The sequence below is a fragment of the Brevibacillus sp. NPDC003359 genome (assembly GCF_042878995.1).
GTDB lineage: Bacteria > Bacillota > Bacilli > Brevibacillales > Brevibacillaceae > Brevibacillus.
Window position 1 is genome coordinate 982746 of sequence record NZ_JBIAOR010000001.1, and the last position, 15784, is coordinate 998529.

The window sequence follows — 15784 nt, forward strand, 5'->3', positions numbered from 1 at the left end:
ATAGACGTGTTTGATGAACGTAATGTTCTTCATCGTAAAAACCCTCCTTAAAAAAATAGCCCCCGAAGGGACTCTCATCATTGTATCAATTATTTCAAAATGATTCACCCTTGGATTTCCTTCATCATGCTTTCCGTTATTTCCAATTCCAAGTACTGCGGTTCGAGTCCGCTATCGGGATGAACACACCCGGTGACAGAATTCCTTTTTCTGGATGATCCCACCGAACGAGTGCTTCCACGCCAATAAGTTGCTTAATCCCCGTTTGAATGTGGCTGGTAGTGTAACACCAGTTCGTTTTTCTTTACCGCTTTTCTCAAATCTCTCTCCAGCTCGATACGCATCAATACTTGGTCGTCGAGCTCATTGGTAAAAAACTGAAATCCGTTTTTCCCGTTTTTCTTCACTTCGTACATGGCAGCATCTGCATTTTTGAGCAATTGCTCCTCACTGCATCCGTGATCGGGATACACCGCGACACCAATACTCGCAGTGACGTAATAATCTTTTCCTTGCAAAAGATAGGGAATCTCAATTTCCTTTACCACCCGATCAGCCAACGTCGAAAACTCGTGATCACCTTCAACATTTTGGCAGATCAGTGTGAACTCATCACCACCCATACGGGCAATCGTCACATCGAATCCTTCCGCGCTTGTTTTGATCCGATTACTTACTTCTTGCAAAAAACGATCCCCGTACGTATGGCCCAAAGAATCATTGATCATCTTAAACCGATCGATGTCCAGTACCAGTACAGAAAAGCGCGTACCCTTTTCTTTATTGCTAGCAATCGCCTCCTGCAAGGCTTGATGGAGCTTCCTTCTGTTCGGCAAGCCTGTTAAATCATCGTGAAACGCTTGATATTCAATCATCGACTTGGCGCGCTGCTCCAGTATACGTGTCTGGTCTTCGTAAGCCTCCAGTACCAACTGCTGCTCAAAGCTGAGCAGCTTCGTAATGGCTTGTGCCAGTTTTTTCGAGTCAGGATACATTTCTTTCCGATCATCTATGATTCGCATAAGTGTGCCTAACAAGTTTTGAAAAGAACCAATGTACCACTTGGGAGGAAGTCCGATTTTTTGATGGACCATCGCAATCTTCAAGCGTTTTTCAATGAAGGTAGGATCGATCCGGCCGTCAAACATTTCGATTAAATGATTCTTTATGGTTTGACGTAAACGGTCAACGGTAGTGTGCTCCATCACAATTTGTTTCAAAGAGTCCACATAGAGAATCGATTCATAAAAAGAAGAAGTAATCTGCTCAATTTCGGTCTCAATAACAGGACGAAATGCTGCGATTAACTGCAAATCCTCTTCCGTCAAGTTAATCATGTTCATTTGTGCTAAAACTTCGGTGTTTCCTTCTATTAATATCCGTGCAGAATCGTCTGCCGGAGAAATCGACGGTTGGCAGCATGCAGCGCTGTTTTCTTTGGACAGACTTGATGACTTCTGCATTTACATAGATTCTCCTTTTCCATGGAACCAACGTATTTCTAGGCTCATGCTTATTCATAAATATTCATTCGACATAATTCTACATTGTCCTCTCATCAGGGAAAAGGAAAGAGTCTGCACGATTTATGTACAGACTCTAAATGTTCCCGCTACTTTTTCAGATCAATCGCCTTTTCCTTTACCAGAGCTGCTACCAATTGCTGTTGCACCTCCGCTTCCACTTCTTTGAACGTCACTTTATAGCAGACATCTTCTTTTAACCAAAAATAAGTGTAGTTGTCCTTCTCCTTTTGGCTACTCAGTGTATCATCGATTTTATACGGCGCTGTGCGGAATACTTCTTGGCCACTGATGTTCAAAGAAGTGACAGGAACTTCAAATTTTGCACCGTCTATTCTCTCAAAAGGGACCTTTTTTGTTTTTCTCATGTTTTCCACAATGGACTTGTCCTTGATTTGGGCAACCAACACAATCGTATTTGGTTTTTCAGGATTTTCAAACGTGATATGAATGGTGCGCTTGTGTTTATCCTCTTCGTTTTCAGGGTAACTAAAATTGAGCTTTTTATTAACATATGCTTCTGTTGCCTTGTATCCTCTAGGTAGCTCCAACGGAAAGGCTGGTGCAAAACCGATCATTCCTGAGAAGTACTCCAAATCCTCTAAATCAAGGATATCACTATTCAGAAAGTCGTGATTTACGTATGTTTTTCTCAATTCTGCGTTTGGAGCTTGAAACGATTCAACTATTTTTACGATCTCCTTATTTTCTAGGGGAGCTACCCCCTGTATATAATAGTAGAGACCCTCATCGCTCCAGTGATAGACAACGTCTTTATAAACTGTGCCGTTTTCAAATGTTGCCGTTCTTGTATTAACCTTTACGGATTTTCCTTTCACGGATATCTGTTCTTTTGAGAGTGTGGAGTCGACGCTACTATCATCCGACATCACTTTAAAAGATTCCTCCGTTCTCTCGACTGTGCTCCCTATGATTGTGAGAGAGATGTTCTCACTTCGGAACAAGTGCATCACTGTATTTTCCGAAGATTCTGATTCGTTCGAGTTAAGAATATTGCTGTTTACGTACGTAACCCCCGACGGCAAGTAAGACGGGACTTTGAAAGGAAAACCTGCCAGCCTTTCAGCTTTTTCCAGCCTATTTGTCACCCTGCTGGATGTATCGCCAAACAAAGGACGCATTTTTTCGTCTTGGTTTACAGCCATCTGGAGTGAGGTAGGCTCTGCTGCGTTGGTTAACGTCACTACACTGATGGCTAACCCGCAAGCTACCGCTACAGCCGATAATTGATAGGAACCTTTTTTGAACTTTGAAATCATCTGATTCATCACACGCAAGTTCCATATCTGCCTTCATTTTGCGAATCCATAACCAGACGAGCGGATTCATCCAATGGATGGCGAGTGCGAGAGAACCAAGGAAGCTCCACAGCAAATCTTTGCGCTTGTGATGAGCGAGCTCATGCGCGAAAACGTGGTACAACTCGGCGTCTGACAACGATTGGTATACGTCCCGCGGACAATAAACCCAAGGTGAAAACAGACCAGAGATTAACGGGCCCTTCGCCAGTGTCCCTGTGTAGACGTGTATTTTCCTTTTTACCCCAAACTTCTTTCTGCAATCATCCATGATGGATAACACTCTCTCATCCGTCACTCGCATCAAAAAGCGTTCTTTGGTGTGCATCTTGTACAGATAAGTGGATAGCCTCGCCAACAAAAAGACTACTCCGACAAGCCACACTACTGTGAGAACTTGGATATAAACTGGGTGAGAGGAAACTGCATTCATCCCTTCAACCTTACCTACTTCGGCTTGTATCTGTTTTTTCTCGTTGTCTTCTAATCCGTGTGAGACTTCTGAGATGACGACAGGAGGTTGTGTGTTTGGCGTTAGTAGTGGTTCTACGGAGAAAGAAAGCGGCTGAGTAGCCGAAATGCTGTTACTTGCCCAGAAAACCCAGGTGAAGAGGCTAAATGAACTCTCCGGTAGCACGGGAATCATGAGACGTGCCAAAACGATGAACCATAACAAATGATGTATGCGCCAGCTGATCGCTTGTCGAATCCCTTTTTTCATAGCTACCAACAAAATAGCTACCAGGCTTGCCCCCAGCGAGGCGTAGCACATCCACAAAAAAACATTCCCTAGAATATCCATTTACAGGTCCCTCATCATTGCTTTTTCTTTTGTTTTTCCGTCAGTATTTTTTGCAGCTTGTCGATTTCTTCGTTGGATAGCTGCACATCTTCGAGAAAATTTGTCATCATCGTGCCTACTGCCCCATTAAAAACACGTTTCAAAAAGGATTCGCTTTCCGCCCGTTTGCATTCAGCTTCCTGGACGAGTGGGAAATAGCGGTAGCTGCGGCCAGATTTTTCATAGCTGATTGCCTTCTTTTTGAGCAGCCTGTTCAAAAACGTGCGTACCGTTTGCTCAGTCCATTCGATATCGGCTGGTAAACGCTCAATGATTTGCTCCGCTGTCGCTGGATGATCTCGCCAGATCACCTTCATGATTTCCCACTCAGCCTCCGATATTTTCGGAATGTTGCTCATCGCGTCATCACCTCTTAGATTTACAAATGTAAATCTAAACTGCCAACCATCTTTTTCCACCCTTTCTAAAAATGATAAAAAAAGAGGCACAGTGGAAAATGAATGTCCCACTGTGCCGTTTCTTCCGTGCTATTATTGTCTGACCTTATCTGGTTGAAGCGTACCTTTTCCGTATGGATTATCGCCAATCAATACGATCTTATCATCTTCGGTGACCAGCACATGATAATGCGAGCCTGGTCCTTCAATCGCATAGTCATACAAAGAGGAAATCAGTCTAACAGGTGCAGCAACTTTTTGTTTTTTAAGCGGTTCCCACTCGTGTTCGAAGATTTGCCCATCCTTGGTTATCCGCAAACGTCCACTCAACATAGCAATTCCTTCTTCTGTTTTGGGTTCCAGCTTCACTTTGATGGCTCCTGCGTCATTCGCTTCACTTTCTGGGTAAACCTGAATCTCCAGAACCTTACCTGCGTCATCGATGGCCCAAACTGATGCGATATCCTTTGTATAACGGACAAAATACTCAGGTGCAAGCTCCCGAATTCCTTCTAAACCAGCTATCTGCGCAAATGAAGTGAACGGTTCATCATTCTTCCGTTCTGCGTACAATACTTGACCATTTTTCGTCACAGCAAAAAACGTATAAAGATTGGCATAAAGCTTGGTCACATCCGCAGCCATTTTTGAATCGATTTTGAGGGTTTCCACTTTTTGTGGGTGTAAGTTCGTGATGACATATACGCCCCCGCGTTCTGCGGAATCATAACTGAATTCCACCGTCAGGAATTGGTCATCTTCCGTACGCAGTATGAGATGCTCCTCTCCACCAACGAAATCCTTGATGCGAGAAGGCAACGCCAATGTTTCACAACTGCTAAATTCACTGGTCCACACCTGGATTTGTCCATTCTCATTCAAGGTAACGGGGGAATTCAGAATGCTATCCATTGTTTTTACTTTCTTAGGTCCTTTCACTTCATATGGCACTCGATCCACACCGAAGCTCCATACAGTACCATCATTACGTACGAAATACGGCTTATCCAGCTCTGTTACAACCTGTTTTACATCACGTAATTCGCCCAATTCTGTCCATTTGTCAAAAGTAACAGGGATTCGACCCAGCTGTCCTGTCATATTGCTGCCAAATGAATAGACGTTTCCTTTTTTGTCCAGAGCAATCACATGATCTGTGCCCGCTTGTACGTCTGTGATATCAGAAAGACCTGCTAGTTTGACAGGCTCCTCGAGCTCATTTTCCAGATTCGCACCGAGCATTCCAAGCGTATTATGTCCCCAGCCCCAAACAGTTCCGTCCGCTTTTACGATCAAGTACATTCCTTCTCCGCCAACTGCCATCCGCGTGGCACCATCTGCATGAGCGGCTCGCACTGCTTTTTCATTTTCTTTTGTGTTATAGCTATACACTTCGCCTTTTTCAGTTTGGATCAAGGCGCGATCCGTATAATCGACGGCTACCTGTTTGATTTTCCCTGGGATATCTATTACCTGTACATTTTCTGTGTTCAGCTCTCCCGATTTGCCATCGAGATAGAGCAGCTTCCCTTGATCATCTACTGCAAACAAGGAAAAAGCAGAGCTATACATGGCGCGAATATTTGAGGGCTTCGTCAGCTTCTCTGCTGCTTTCGCTCCTTTTTCCCATTTCAGTACGGTACCATCATCTTTTAGTAAAAAGAGTACGCCTTCATGAAGATCGAGCTGCTGAATGTTTTTGATTTTATCCAGACCGGCAAGTTTTTCTGGTGCTTTCTTCTCATCGATCTGCCATACTTCGCCAGCGCCCGTAAGGACATAATCCGTTGTGACTTGCTTCGCACCTTTGATCCCGTCTAGCTTGTGTGGTTCATACTTCTCGTCAGATTGATAGCCCCATTTCCACACTTGCCCACCCTCAGTGAAGGCATACGAAATACCTGGTCTCCATCCATAGCCTGCTTCATCAAAAATGATGCCTGTTGCAATGGCAGTAATCCCTTCCATGACGGGCTTATTCTCAAATGGTTTCCAGGACTTCATCGTTGTGGCCGAAGCTTCCGCTATCGAATCATTTTGACTGCAAGCCTGCAACCTCACGTCGATATTGCTGTTAGCGCCAGCAGTTGCTTCTACCTTTTGGGAAACTGTTTTCGCAGGGGATGCAGCAACGACCCCACCCGTCGTCAATAAGGAGAATACCGCGGTGTAGCTCAGCAGTGCTACCCATTTCTCTCTTTGTATCATCATGAATCTCCTCGCCATCGTTTTAATGTAAACAATTGTAAGACGCTAGCGATTCGAATTGCGTTACTGTTTTTTCGATTACTTTAACACGCTTCTCACTGTTTCAGCCCAGATATCCCTCTGATCAAGCTCAATCCCCATCAGCATGTAATTACTGATATTATCAACGACAAGTGCTAGAATATGAGCTTTTGCTATGACTCGATCAGGTGTGACAATACCTAACTCTATCCCGCGCTCCAACAATGAGGTAAAGCCCTGCAAAAAATCTTCTTGCATCACACGTAGCTTGTCACGGTACTTCTCTTTTTGGCTGACAGACAGCAGAAATTGATTGAAGACACGTAAAAAGACATAATCCTCTTCCTCGCTCGGTAATAGCTTCAACCCATTTTCGATAAGGAGTTCCACGAAATTGTCAGCTGTAAAATCCGTAACCGTGAAAAAATGAGAAAATGTATAATTTCCAAATAGTTGATCAAACAAATAATCGAGCAGCGCATCCTTTGATGCAAAGTGGTAGTAGATTGCCGGCTTCGTGATCCCTACTTCTGCAGCAATCATCGTCAGGCTCGTCTTTTCAATCCCATGCTCCGCGAATAATTGAAAGGCTGCTTCTACAATATGCTGATGTGTTTTATTATCTTTCGACATGAATAACGTCTCCTTTGGCAAATCGATCCCATACGTTTTAGCCTACTGATTGTTAGGTAAAAATGCAACCGGATACAAAAAAGAGCTTTACCATGGATTCGGCAAAGCTCCACTGTTCATTCCATCTTGCTTGTTCACTCGCGTCATCAGTAAGGCTTGGACGGATGAGACTTCTGTTCGGCTTCTTTGACAGCCGCTCCTGGATTCGTTGCGCCCATAGGTCCACCCATCCCCTGACTGTTACCGCCATTGCCCTGTGCGACTCCAGCCTTCAAGCGCTTTCCGTACTCTTCGTCACATTGAGAGAAGTATCCGAGCATTTTCTCTTGAATGCGCGGGTCACAGGAGAGGAGTGCATCCGTCAGATTGGCAATCAGGTCTTCTCGTTCCCAATCCTCCAAGAGGCGATAACGTTCTCCCGCCTGTTTGAAATCGCTGGTGCGATCAATCTTTTGACGGACGACCTTCCCTTCCACTTCTGGCTGATGATCAGGAGCTGCTTGCTTGGCTTCCTGCAAACCGCCAATCGTCGATGGCTCATAGTTAATATGCCGCTGCGTCCGATCTACTCGATACAGCATTTGACCGCCTTCCTGGTTGGTAGCTACATGCTTTTTGGGAGCGTTTACCGGAAGCTGCAAATAGTTAGCGCCAACCCGATAACGCTGCGTATCCGAGTAAGAGAAGGTCCTTCCTTGCAGTAGCTTGTCATCGGAGAAATCAAGTCCATCCACTAAAACACCTGTCCCGAAAGCTGCTTGCTCGACCTCTGCAAAATAGTTATCAGGGTTTTTGTTCAATGCCATTTTGCCTACAGGAAGAAACGGGAATTGATCTTCGGGCCATATTTTCGTTGGATCAAGGGGATCAAAATCGAGCTCAGGGTGGTCGTCATCACTCATGATCTGAACGCACATTTCCCACTCCGGATATTCTTCTCGCTCGATCGCTTCATACAAATCCTGCGTCGCATGATTGAAGTTTTTGCCTTGGATCTCTTCCGCCTGTTTTTGTGTCAGATTCTTAATTCCTTGCGCTAACGGCTGCCAATGGTATTTGACCAGGACTGCTTTTCCTTCGTTATTTACCCATTTGTACGTGTTTACGCCAGAGCCTTGCATTTGCCGATAGTTCGCTGGTATTCCCCACGGAGAGAACAAAAACGTGATCATATGCATGGCCTCAGGTGTGTTTGAGATAAAGTCAAAGATCCGTTCCACGTCTTGAATGTTTGTCACTGGATCAGGCTTGAACGCATGTACGAGATCAGGAAACTTCATCGCATCCCGAATGAAAAAAACTTTGAGGTTGTTGCCAACAAGGTCCCAGTTCCCGTCCTCTGTATAAAACTTCACTGCAAACCCGCGTGGATCGCGCAATGTCTCGGGCGAATGTGTCCCATGAATAACCGTAGAAAACCGCACAAACACAGGCGTTTTTTTCCCACGCTCCGAAAACAACTTTGCCCTCGTGTACGTAGAAATCGGCTCATTTCCTACGGTTCCATACGCTTCAAAATAGCCATGCGCTCCTGCACCACGGCTATGCACGACACGCTCAGGTGTTTTCTCCCGATCAAAATGTGTGATTTTTTCCAGAAAATCGTAATTCTCCAGAACGGTTGGCCCGCGATTCCCTACTGTTCGCAAGTTCTGGTTGTCTGTGATCGGATGGCCTTGGCGATTCGTCAGGATATTTTCTTCTGACTGGTTGATGGACTTGCTGTTGTCATCCATATGAATCCTCCCTGTCCAGTTTTTCTCATGTGTGATTCATAACCATGGTTACCGAATGAGGGATTCTTTATGCGAGAAGACTAAATGGCTTCGTAAGCAAAATCATCGTTTAAGACTGGGACAGTGGAACTTTGATTCCATTGTGCTGCAAGTGCGACATCTTCCGGATACCCCATGCTGATCAGTTCTTGGCCTGACGCACATTTTTGCAAGTAAAAGGGAATATGATCTTGGGCCGATCGAAAGGTTGCCACCGCGATTTCGGCCTCTGGTGACAAGCGATATCCCTCCAATTCGTGAAGTAAAGAACCTGCTGCAATCATGTCCTCGATAGCGGGTCGCAATGCTCCATTTCCCCACCGTTCACCACAAGCAATGACCGTTACGGTCCCTTTATGCTGCTGTATGTATCTGGCGACAGCTGGCGCATTTCGCAAGCACGCTGCGATGACCTTCGCCCCTGATTTCTTTGCCAATACGGTACAGGTCGATCCGTTTGGGGAGGGTAACACCACCCTACTTCCCATTGGTACCGTTTTCAGACAAGCAGGTGAAAGCGAAATTGGCTCTCCCCGTTTTCCAGCGAGCAGTGCTGCTTTTTGTTTGGCAAACTCCACAGCGGACGCATCCTTAATCTGATAAGGATAGACGATTCCCCCACGTCCCGTTACGATATCGACACATGTACTAAAAGAGAGCACATCAATGATGACGATCATATCCGATACGGCCCCGACGTGCTCCACTCCTTCGTAGCCCCATTCAAAGCGAGCCGTATAGTCTAATTGATTGCATACAGGCGTATCTCCCAAAACCCCCACCGTCCTCTATCAAAAATAGTTACTCGTCCCCTTACGTTCGCCGTTACAAATTCATACAAGAAACAATATCGTATTATTGTCCCACTAGTATATATCCAAATTGGAGTGATCAAGATGACGGAAAAAGAATACGAAGAGCATCATGAGCACCATGAGCATCACGAGGATCACAAGGATCACAAGCATCGCAAACCTCACAGAGAAACACTTGTAAGAACAACTGGTATTTTGCAAAATAATCTCAATGTTGCGCTTACAGCTCACCTTGACATCGTCAATCTATTCGACCGAGGCGTGGAAGTACGCGTACAAGTATTGAACTGGGGTAATGCTGTTACTCAAACAAATCCAGTCAGTACATTAGTAGACGTTACGCAAGTTCTCCCAGCAAACACTCGCACTGTATTTAATGCGGCGATACCTGCTTCCTTCCATTATGAGGTACGCCTTACTGTAGCCCGCAACAATCAAAACGTTCTTCTCACCACATACGGCCGCACCTCAATTGGCGGCGGACAAGTGGATGGCCTAACAGTGCTAGATAGCCAATTTCAGACGATTGAACTCGAAACTTGCCCGTAGTATGTTAACAAATTGGGAATAAGGAATTATGGTGTGGCGCCATAGTTCCTTATTTTCTTCCTTTATTGAACGGCTAGAAAAACCCTATCATTACCTAACAAAAAGAAACTGCCCTCGAAAGGACAGTTTCTTTTTAGCAGGAGACTTACAGTTTTACTACGTTCTCAGCTTGTGGGCCACGGTTGCCTTGAACGATGTTGAATTGAACTTTTTGACCTTCGTCCAAAGTTTTGAAACCGTCACCTTGGATTGCGCTGAAGTGAACGAATACATCGTCTCCGCCTTCTACTTGAATGAAACCGAAACCTTTTTCTGCGTTAAACCATTTTACTGTTCCGTTCGTTTGCATTAAAAAAAACCTCCAAAAATTCAATTTGAATATGCTAGTCATATTTACCGAAGCAAATAAAGCTCACATATCATGAAGGAATACCAGATCATGTGCTATGATACGCCTTCATGATATGTGAATTTTACCTACTCAGTAAATATACGAATGTCATAGGACGGAACTGCAAAATTAAAAACTAAACCTTTTGAAAACCTAAAACAATGAAAGCCCTTCCTCTCTTCCATCCTTGCGGCTCCGATGACCGCGCCAGTGTGAATCGGGGATTCAAAAATGTTATCCATCAGCATACAAACACCTCGATGAATGATTAGGTATCAATTTTTCAAGTAGCAATCTCATTCTACCATGGTTGTCCAATAAAAGCAACCGTTCACCCTTATACTGGGAAGGCGATACTCTGTTACAATAGCATTGGGAGGGATTTCATTTGCAAAATCAAACTTTGACAACGATTCAATTATCAGAAATGCTTGAAAAGAAAGTGCCTGTACTATTATTGGACGTTCGCGACGTCGAGAAATTTATCACCGGCAGCCTCGTTCACGAAAATGCATCGACCCGAAACGTTCCCTATATTCTAATGAAAGAACAGGACAAGCCATTCGATGAAGAAACCGAAAAACTTGCGCATAATGTGCAGATTGTTACCGTATGTACAACAGGTAACAAAGCTCAAAAAGCTGCCGCTCTTCTTCGTGAGCATGGTTTTCAAGCAAATGCATTGGAAGGCGGCTTAACCGCATGGAAGGAACAATCAAACGAAGCGAAATGAGCCTAATTTATCAGTGATTCTAGCTATTTGCCATATATTACTCCTTTATTTCGATTGGGATTGTCTGATATCGTTGTTCATGCCAAACGAAATAAGCCGAGACTTTCTGAAAAGGAAGTGCGGGGGACTTTTTGTGGATGAGCAATTCCACATGGGGTGAATCGCCGAATTGGCGTAGGGTTGTTTCCTCAACCCGAATCCGACAACTAACCTCGTAGGCAAAAAAAAGGAGAGATTTGTTTTATGAAACGTTTTGGTTCTGTTACAATCGCGATGACTCTTGGCCTGGGCTTGGCTTTGACAGGGTTTGCTTCTTCTGCTTCCGCAGCATCTAACTGCCCATTGAAGAACGGACAATTCCAATTCAATGCAGGTCAAAATATGGGACAATTCCAAAAAGCACCAAATGCACAACAGTTCTATAACTTTTTCCAAAAGCAAGGCTTTGTCCCTGGCCAGCCACAAGCAGTACAGCCGATGCAACCTGTTAAGCAAAGGCAAGCTACATATTTACAACTAGGATCTTTTCAACCAGCACCCGTACAACAAGCACCAGTTCAAGCTGCACCAGCGCAACCTAGCAAAACCGTCACTCAACCTGCCGCTCCAGTAAATCAAGTGGAACAAGGGAAAGCTGTTGATTTTGCTAAACAAGTCGCGGATTTGGTGAACCAAGAACGTGCAAAAGCAGGTCTCAAGCCTGTCCAAATGGATGCAGCACTGTCCAAAGTAGCATTGGCAAAAGCACAAGATATGTCTGCTAACAACTATTTTGACCACAACAGCCCAACGTACGGTTCCCCATTTGACATGATGAAGCAGTATGGCATTCAGTACTCGACTGCAGGTGAGAATATCGCCATGGGTCAACAGAGTCCACAAGAAGTTATGCAACAATGGATGAATAGTGAAGGTCACCGCCAAAACATTATGAACCCTGCGTTCACAAAAATTGGTGTAGGCTTCACAAATGGCTACTGGGTACAAGAATTTATCGGATAAAACGCATTGCATGAAACGAAAAGCCGGTGTCTCTTAATCGAGACCCGGCTTTTTCGTGTAGGCGTTATTCCTGCTGTGCTTCAGATGCCTGCTTTTTGGGGGAACAACAGCAGCTATCCTGCTCATTTACCAAAGCGACATTTTTTTGATGCATTTTTTGCTTGGTTGGGTAAGCAGATACTTGCTGCAGCTCGGCATTGACATCAGACGACTGATTCATCCGTATGGCCCCCTCGCCGTTTTTTGTGGTGCATCACTAGTATGCTCGCGGTTGTAAACGACTCATTCCTAAGGAACACTGGAAGCTCATGCAAATTAGCCTATTTGCTAATGATATGTTCAAGGTCTTTAAGGGCAGCCGCTGCTGCCGCGACAGGATCTGATTTTCCTCCAACAACCATTAAATCCCCCATGACATCTGTTTCTACCCGTATAGCTTTTGTCGTACCTGATACAGATGCAAATGGATGGGTATAATCCATTGCACAAAGCTCAACTGCTACAGAAAGCGTGCCATTCGCTTCCTTTTGGATGATTCCGATCAGCTTGGGAATCTTTGCTTGCTTTTTCCACGTCTCGATTTGTACGGATGGTATTTCGCGGATACTTGCGCGTGTGATATCGGGCAGATTTACTTGCGCGCCAAAAGCGGCGTTTGCAAGGATCGTGAGCTTCGAAGCTGTATCCCAACCATCGATATCATAAGAAGGGTCTGGTTCGGCAATCCCCATCTTCTGAGCAAGCTCGACTGCTTCCGCACAGGTGAGCCCCTCTTCCATCATTTTTGTGAGCACGAAGTTCGTCGTGCCTGTAAATATGCCTTCGACTCGTTTCACTTCACAGCCTGCCAAGTTATACTGCAATAGATCGATCGTCGGCAGAGCCGCTGCTGTTGCTCCACTAATTTTCAACGCGACGCCATGTTTTTTGGCTAGAGCGGCTAAGCCAGCATAATCGACTACAAGTGCCCCTTTTGAAATCGCGATCGCATGCATAGCATTCTCCAATGCATACCGAATATAAGTCAGACCGGGTCCTCCCTCTTTTTCAGATGGACCTGCCTCGATGAGTACATCTGCTTGAGCTGACTTGATAAAATCCAGTGCGTCCCATGATGGATTCCATGTTTGTTTTGTATGCGAATAGTCTTCCCATTTTCCTGAATCGATTCCGTTCTCATCATAGAGGCCGGAAGTTGAACGAACGACTCCCACGAGTCTGACATCCGCTTGATATTGCTCGCGGTACCGCTCCCGACGCTGCTCCAGCAGTCTAGCTACCTGCTGTCCTACTGTTCCAAAGCCTGTTAACATAATATTCCAACGCTTCATGAGTCATTCTCCTTGCTGTATATGCTCTGATTATTTCCACCATTTTTTTCTACTTTCACCCTGTATCCGGTGCATATCTTTGCGGTTCAGTTTCTTTCCTGTTTTTGCTGAGAAGAGCTCTTCCGTATGATCAATAAACAAAATTCCTTCCAAATGATCCATCTCGTGCTGAATGCACCGAGCAAGGAAATCCTCGGCTTCGATTGTCATGGTTTTTCCTTGGCGGTCCAACGTCTGAACTTTGACATAATTCGCCCTATGAACGATTCCAAAGACACCCGGTATCGAAAGACAAGCCTCTTGCCCTACCTGCTCACCTGATTTTTCAATCAACACCGGATTGATCAGTTCAATCAAGCCGCTACCGCAATCCATCACAACTAAACGTTTCGGAATGCCAATTTGGATCGCAGACAAGCCTGCACGACCTTTCGCAGCGTAAATTGTTTGGGCCATATCATCCAAAATCTTTTCAACCTGCGGAGTAATGGATGGTACTCTTTTTGAAGTTTCACGCAAGATAGGGTCACCCAGGCGAACGATTATGCGTTCTGCCATTTCCTTCTCCCTCCCGCATCACTCAGTTTTCGATTTCAAGGTAGCAAATCAGGTCCTCCCTGTCAAAAGGAACCTTGCAAAATCTGAAATATCCGGCTGGGTATGGGTGACAAATGCATGTAGATACGCTATCTTTATTGGTAAAGATAGATGTTTGTAATTGAAAAGGGAGGCTACCATGCATTCATTGGCATCAACGCTGAACGAAACCATCCAACGAGAAAACCCGCACGTGTATGAAATGCTGTCCGATATCGCCAAGCTGATTTATTTCCCAAAAGAGGGCATTCTCAGCCAGTCGGCAGAAGCGAAAACAAAAGCGAAAAAGTACAACGCAACCATCGGGATTGCACTGGAAAACGGTCAACCGATGCATCTCAAAGTCATCCAGGATAACCTATCTGCTTACCAGCCAAAAGATATTTACGAATATGCACCCCCTGCAGGAAAACCTGAGCTACGTGCAGCATGGCGTAAAAAAATGATCGAAGAACAGCCTGCACTGGCAAATCATACAATTAGTAACCCAATCGTTACAAACGCTCTGACGCATGGCCTGAGTATCGTATCGGATTTGTTCGCTGACAGTGGTGACAGTGTCATCATCCCGGACAAAAACTGGGAAAACTACGAGCTTACCTTTTCGATCCGCCGTGGTGCCGAAATGGTCTACTACCCATTGTATAACGACGAGATGAAGTTTAATGCTTCTGCTTTGCGTGATGCAATTCTCGCACAAAAAGACAAAGGCAAAGCCATCGTCGTACTCAACTTCCCGAATAACCCAACCGGCTATACACCAGGTCCAGAGGAAGGAAAACAAATCATCGCTGCACTCAAAGAAGGCGCTGAAGCCGGAATCAACATTGTCGCGGTAACAGATGACGCGTACTTCGGCTTGTTCTTCGAGGATTCGATGCACGAATCTCTCTTCGCCAGCCTGTGCAACGTTCACCCACGTATTCTGCCTGTAAAAGTAGATGGGGCTACCAAAGAAGATTATGTATGGGGCTTCCGTGTTGGCTTCATTACGTATGCTTCTCCATCCAGCGACTTGCTCAGCGCTTTGGAGCAGAAAACAATGGGAATCATCCGCGCGACTCTTTCCAGCGGATCACACCCTTCTCAAACGTTCGTTCTGCACGCAATCACTGCTCCGGACTACAAAGCTCAGAAGCAGGAGAAATTCGATATCATGAAAGGCCGCGCCAACCGTGTCAAGGAAGTGCTCGACAGCGGTAAATTTGATGATGTGTGGACCTACTATCCATTCAACTCCGGCTACTTCATGTGCCTCAAGCTAAAGACTGTCGAAGCAGAAACATTGCGCCAGCACTTGCTGGAACAGTATGGCGTCGGTACGATCGCTCTCGGTCAAACCGATTTGCGCATTGCCTTCTCTTGCATTGAAGAAGAAAACATTGCTGACCTGTTCGAATTGGTCTATAGCGGTGTGAAAGATTTGGAAAATGCATTGACCAAATAATTGTAACACGACTACCGAAAAAGCGTCTTGGCCTCGTGTCAGGGCGCTTTTCGTTTTCTTTCAAAAAAAGCCCCGGATACCCACGAGAGTGTACGCGAGGGTTTCCGAGGGTTTCCGAGGGTTTCCGAGGGTTTCCGAGGGTTTCCGAGGGTTTCCGAGGGTTTCCGAGGGTTTCCGAGGGTTTCCGAGGGTTTCCGAGGG

At 45.3% G+C, this 15784-nt stretch carries 14 protein-coding genes, 1 pseudogene and 1 riboswitch; of the genes and pseudogenes, 4 read left to right on the forward strand and 11 right to left on the reverse strand.

Features of this window, described 5'->3' with window-relative positions:
* Window positions 1-254: 254 nt before the first annotated feature.
* From ACFYU8_RS04290 to ACFYU8_RS04325, 7 genes and pseudogenes are all read right to left on the reverse strand, one after another.
* On the reverse strand, window positions 255-1463 hold the full coding sequence (locus tag ACFYU8_RS04290) for a diguanylate cyclase domain-containing protein (RefSeq protein WP_390295498.1): 1209 nt from the start codon (window positions 1461-1463) through the stop codon (window positions 255-257).
* A gap of 1158 nt (window positions 1464-2621) precedes the next feature.
* Entirely contained in the window at window positions 2622-3644 is a 1023-nt protein-coding gene (locus ACFYU8_RS04300; RefSeq protein WP_390295495.1) for a M56 family metallopeptidase, read from the reverse strand.
* 14 nt (window positions 3645-3658) lie between these two features.
* Entirely contained in the window at window positions 3659-4042 is a 384-nt protein-coding gene (locus ACFYU8_RS04305) for a BlaI/MecI/CopY family transcriptional regulator (RefSeq protein ID WP_069844905.1), read from the reverse strand.
* 1152 nt (window positions 4043-5194) lie between these two features.
* A pseudogene (locus tag ACFYU8_RS04310) lies at window positions 5195-6307 on the reverse strand (RCC1 domain-containing protein); the annotation flags it as partial.
* A gap of 60 nt (window positions 6308-6367) precedes the next feature.
* A complete protein-coding gene (locus ACFYU8_RS04315; RefSeq protein ID WP_390295493.1) occupies window positions 6368-6943 on the reverse strand; it encodes a TetR/AcrR family transcriptional regulator in 576 nt (191 codons plus the stop codon).
* Window positions 6944-7089: 146 nt separating this feature from the next.
* Window positions 7090-8679, reverse strand: a complete 1590-nt coding sequence (locus tag ACFYU8_RS04320; RefSeq protein WP_390295491.1) for a catalase — start codon at window positions 8677-8679, stop codon at window positions 7090-7092.
* 80 nt (window positions 8680-8759) lie between these two features.
* The gene (locus ACFYU8_RS04325) at window positions 8760-9500 is read right to left on the reverse strand and encodes a 2-phosphosulfolactate phosphatase (RefSeq protein ID WP_390295489.1); all 741 of its coding nucleotides are present in this window, start codon (window positions 9498-9500) and stop codon (window positions 8760-8762) included.
* Between the two features lie 114 nt (window positions 9501-9614).
* On the opposite strand from ACFYU8_RS04325, the gene ACFYU8_RS04330 reads away from it, so the two are divergent.
* Entirely contained in the window at window positions 9615-10082 is a 468-nt protein-coding gene (locus ACFYU8_RS04330; RefSeq protein WP_390295487.1) for a hypothetical protein, read from the forward strand.
* Between the two features lie 145 nt (window positions 10083-10227).
* Here the strand turns inward: ACFYU8_RS04330 and ACFYU8_RS04335 are convergent, their stop codons facing one another.
* The gene (locus tag ACFYU8_RS04335) at window positions 10228-10431 is read right to left on the reverse strand and encodes a cold-shock protein (protein ID WP_007729289.1); all 204 of its coding nucleotides are present in this window, start codon (window positions 10429-10431) and stop codon (window positions 10228-10230) included.
* A gap of 430 nt (window positions 10432-10861) precedes the next feature.
* Here ACFYU8_RS04335 and ACFYU8_RS04340 point away from each other — a divergent pair, with 430 nt between their 5' ends.
* Entirely contained in the window at window positions 10862-11206 is a 345-nt protein-coding gene (locus ACFYU8_RS04340; RefSeq protein WP_390295485.1) for a rhodanese-like domain-containing protein, read from the forward strand.
* 84 nt (window positions 11207-11290) lie between these two features.
* Window positions 11291-11442: riboswitch (cyclic di-AMP (ydaO/yuaA leader) on the forward strand.
* Window positions 11443-11449: 7 nt separating this feature from the next.
* Complete coding sequence (locus ACFYU8_RS04345; RefSeq protein WP_390295483.1) at window positions 11450-12208, forward strand: CAP domain-containing protein; 759 nt, start codon at window positions 11450-11452, stop codon at window positions 12206-12208.
* A 64-nt stretch (window positions 12209-12272) separates the two neighbouring features.
* On the opposite strand, the gene ACFYU8_RS04350 is transcribed toward ACFYU8_RS04345, so the two are convergent.
* From ACFYU8_RS04350 to def, 3 genes are all read right to left on the reverse strand, one after another.
* Entirely contained in the window at window positions 12273-12428 is a 156-nt protein-coding gene (locus ACFYU8_RS04350) for a hypothetical protein (RefSeq protein ID WP_390295481.1), read from the reverse strand.
* 100 nt (window positions 12429-12528) lie between these two features.
* The gene (locus tag ACFYU8_RS04355; RefSeq protein ID WP_390295479.1) at window positions 12529-13539 is read right to left on the reverse strand and encodes a homoserine dehydrogenase; all 1011 of its coding nucleotides are present in this window, start codon (window positions 13537-13539) and stop codon (window positions 12529-12531) included.
* A gap of 30 nt (window positions 13540-13569) precedes the next feature.
* Complete coding sequence (gene def, locus ACFYU8_RS04360; protein ID WP_390295477.1) at window positions 13570-14097, reverse strand: peptide deformylase; 528 nt, start codon at window positions 14095-14097, stop codon at window positions 13570-13572.
* A 178-nt stretch (window positions 14098-14275) separates the two neighbouring features.
* Here def and ACFYU8_RS04365 point away from each other — a divergent pair, with 178 nt between their 5' ends.
* The gene (locus tag ACFYU8_RS04365) at window positions 14276-15583 is read left to right on the forward strand and encodes an aminotransferase class I/II-fold pyridoxal phosphate-dependent enzyme (protein ID WP_390295475.1); all 1308 of its coding nucleotides are present in this window, start codon (window positions 14276-14278) and stop codon (window positions 15581-15583) included.
* Window positions 15584-15784 lie beyond the last annotated feature (201 nt).

What these genes read in the sequence shown, in the direction of transcription:
- def (WP_390295477.1), bottom strand. Translation starts at nt 14,097, where the DNA reads ATGGCAGAACGCATAATCGTTCGCCTGGGTGACCCTATCTTGCGTGAA.
- ACFYU8_RS04350 (WP_390295481.1), bottom strand. Translation starts at nt 12,428, where the DNA reads ATGAATCAGTCGTCTGATGTCAATGCCGAGCTGCAGCAAGTATCTGCT.
- ACFYU8_RS04355 (WP_390295479.1), bottom strand. Translation starts at nt 13,539, where the DNA reads ATGAAGCGTTGGAATATTATGTTAACAGGCTTTGGAACAGTAGGACAG.
- ACFYU8_RS04345 (WP_390295483.1), top strand. Translation starts at nt 11,450, where the DNA reads ATGAAACGTTTTGGTTCTGTTACAATCGCGATGACTCTTGGCCTGGGC.
- ACFYU8_RS04305 (WP_069844905.1), bottom strand. Translation starts at nt 4,042, where the DNA reads ATGAGCAACATTCCGAAAATATCGGAGGCTGAGTGGGAAATCATGAAG.
- ACFYU8_RS04300 (WP_390295495.1), bottom strand. Translation starts at nt 3,644, where the DNA reads ATGGATATTCTAGGGAATGTTTTTTTGTGGATGTGCTACGCCTCGCTG.
- ACFYU8_RS04315 (WP_390295493.1), bottom strand. Translation starts at nt 6,943, where the DNA reads ATGTCGAAAGATAATAAAACACATCAGCATATTGTAGAAGCAGCCTTT.
- ACFYU8_RS04365 (WP_390295475.1), top strand. Translation starts at nt 14,276, where the DNA reads ATGCATTCATTGGCATCAACGCTGAACGAAACCATCCAACGAGAAAAC.
- ACFYU8_RS04320 (WP_390295491.1), bottom strand. Translation starts at nt 8,679, where the DNA reads ATGGATGACAACAGCAAGTCCATCAACCAGTCAGAAGAAAATATCCTG.
- ACFYU8_RS04330 (WP_390295487.1), top strand. Translation starts at nt 9,615, where the DNA reads ATGACGGAAAAAGAATACGAAGAGCATCATGAGCACCATGAGCATCAC.
- ACFYU8_RS04290 (WP_390295498.1), bottom strand. Translation starts at nt 1,463, where the DNA reads ATGCAGAAGTCATCAAGTCTGTCCAAAGAAAACAGCGCTGCATGCTGC.
- ACFYU8_RS04335 (WP_007729289.1), bottom strand. Translation starts at nt 10,431, where the DNA reads ATGCAAACGAACGGAACAGTAAAATGGTTTAACGCAGAAAAAGGTTTC.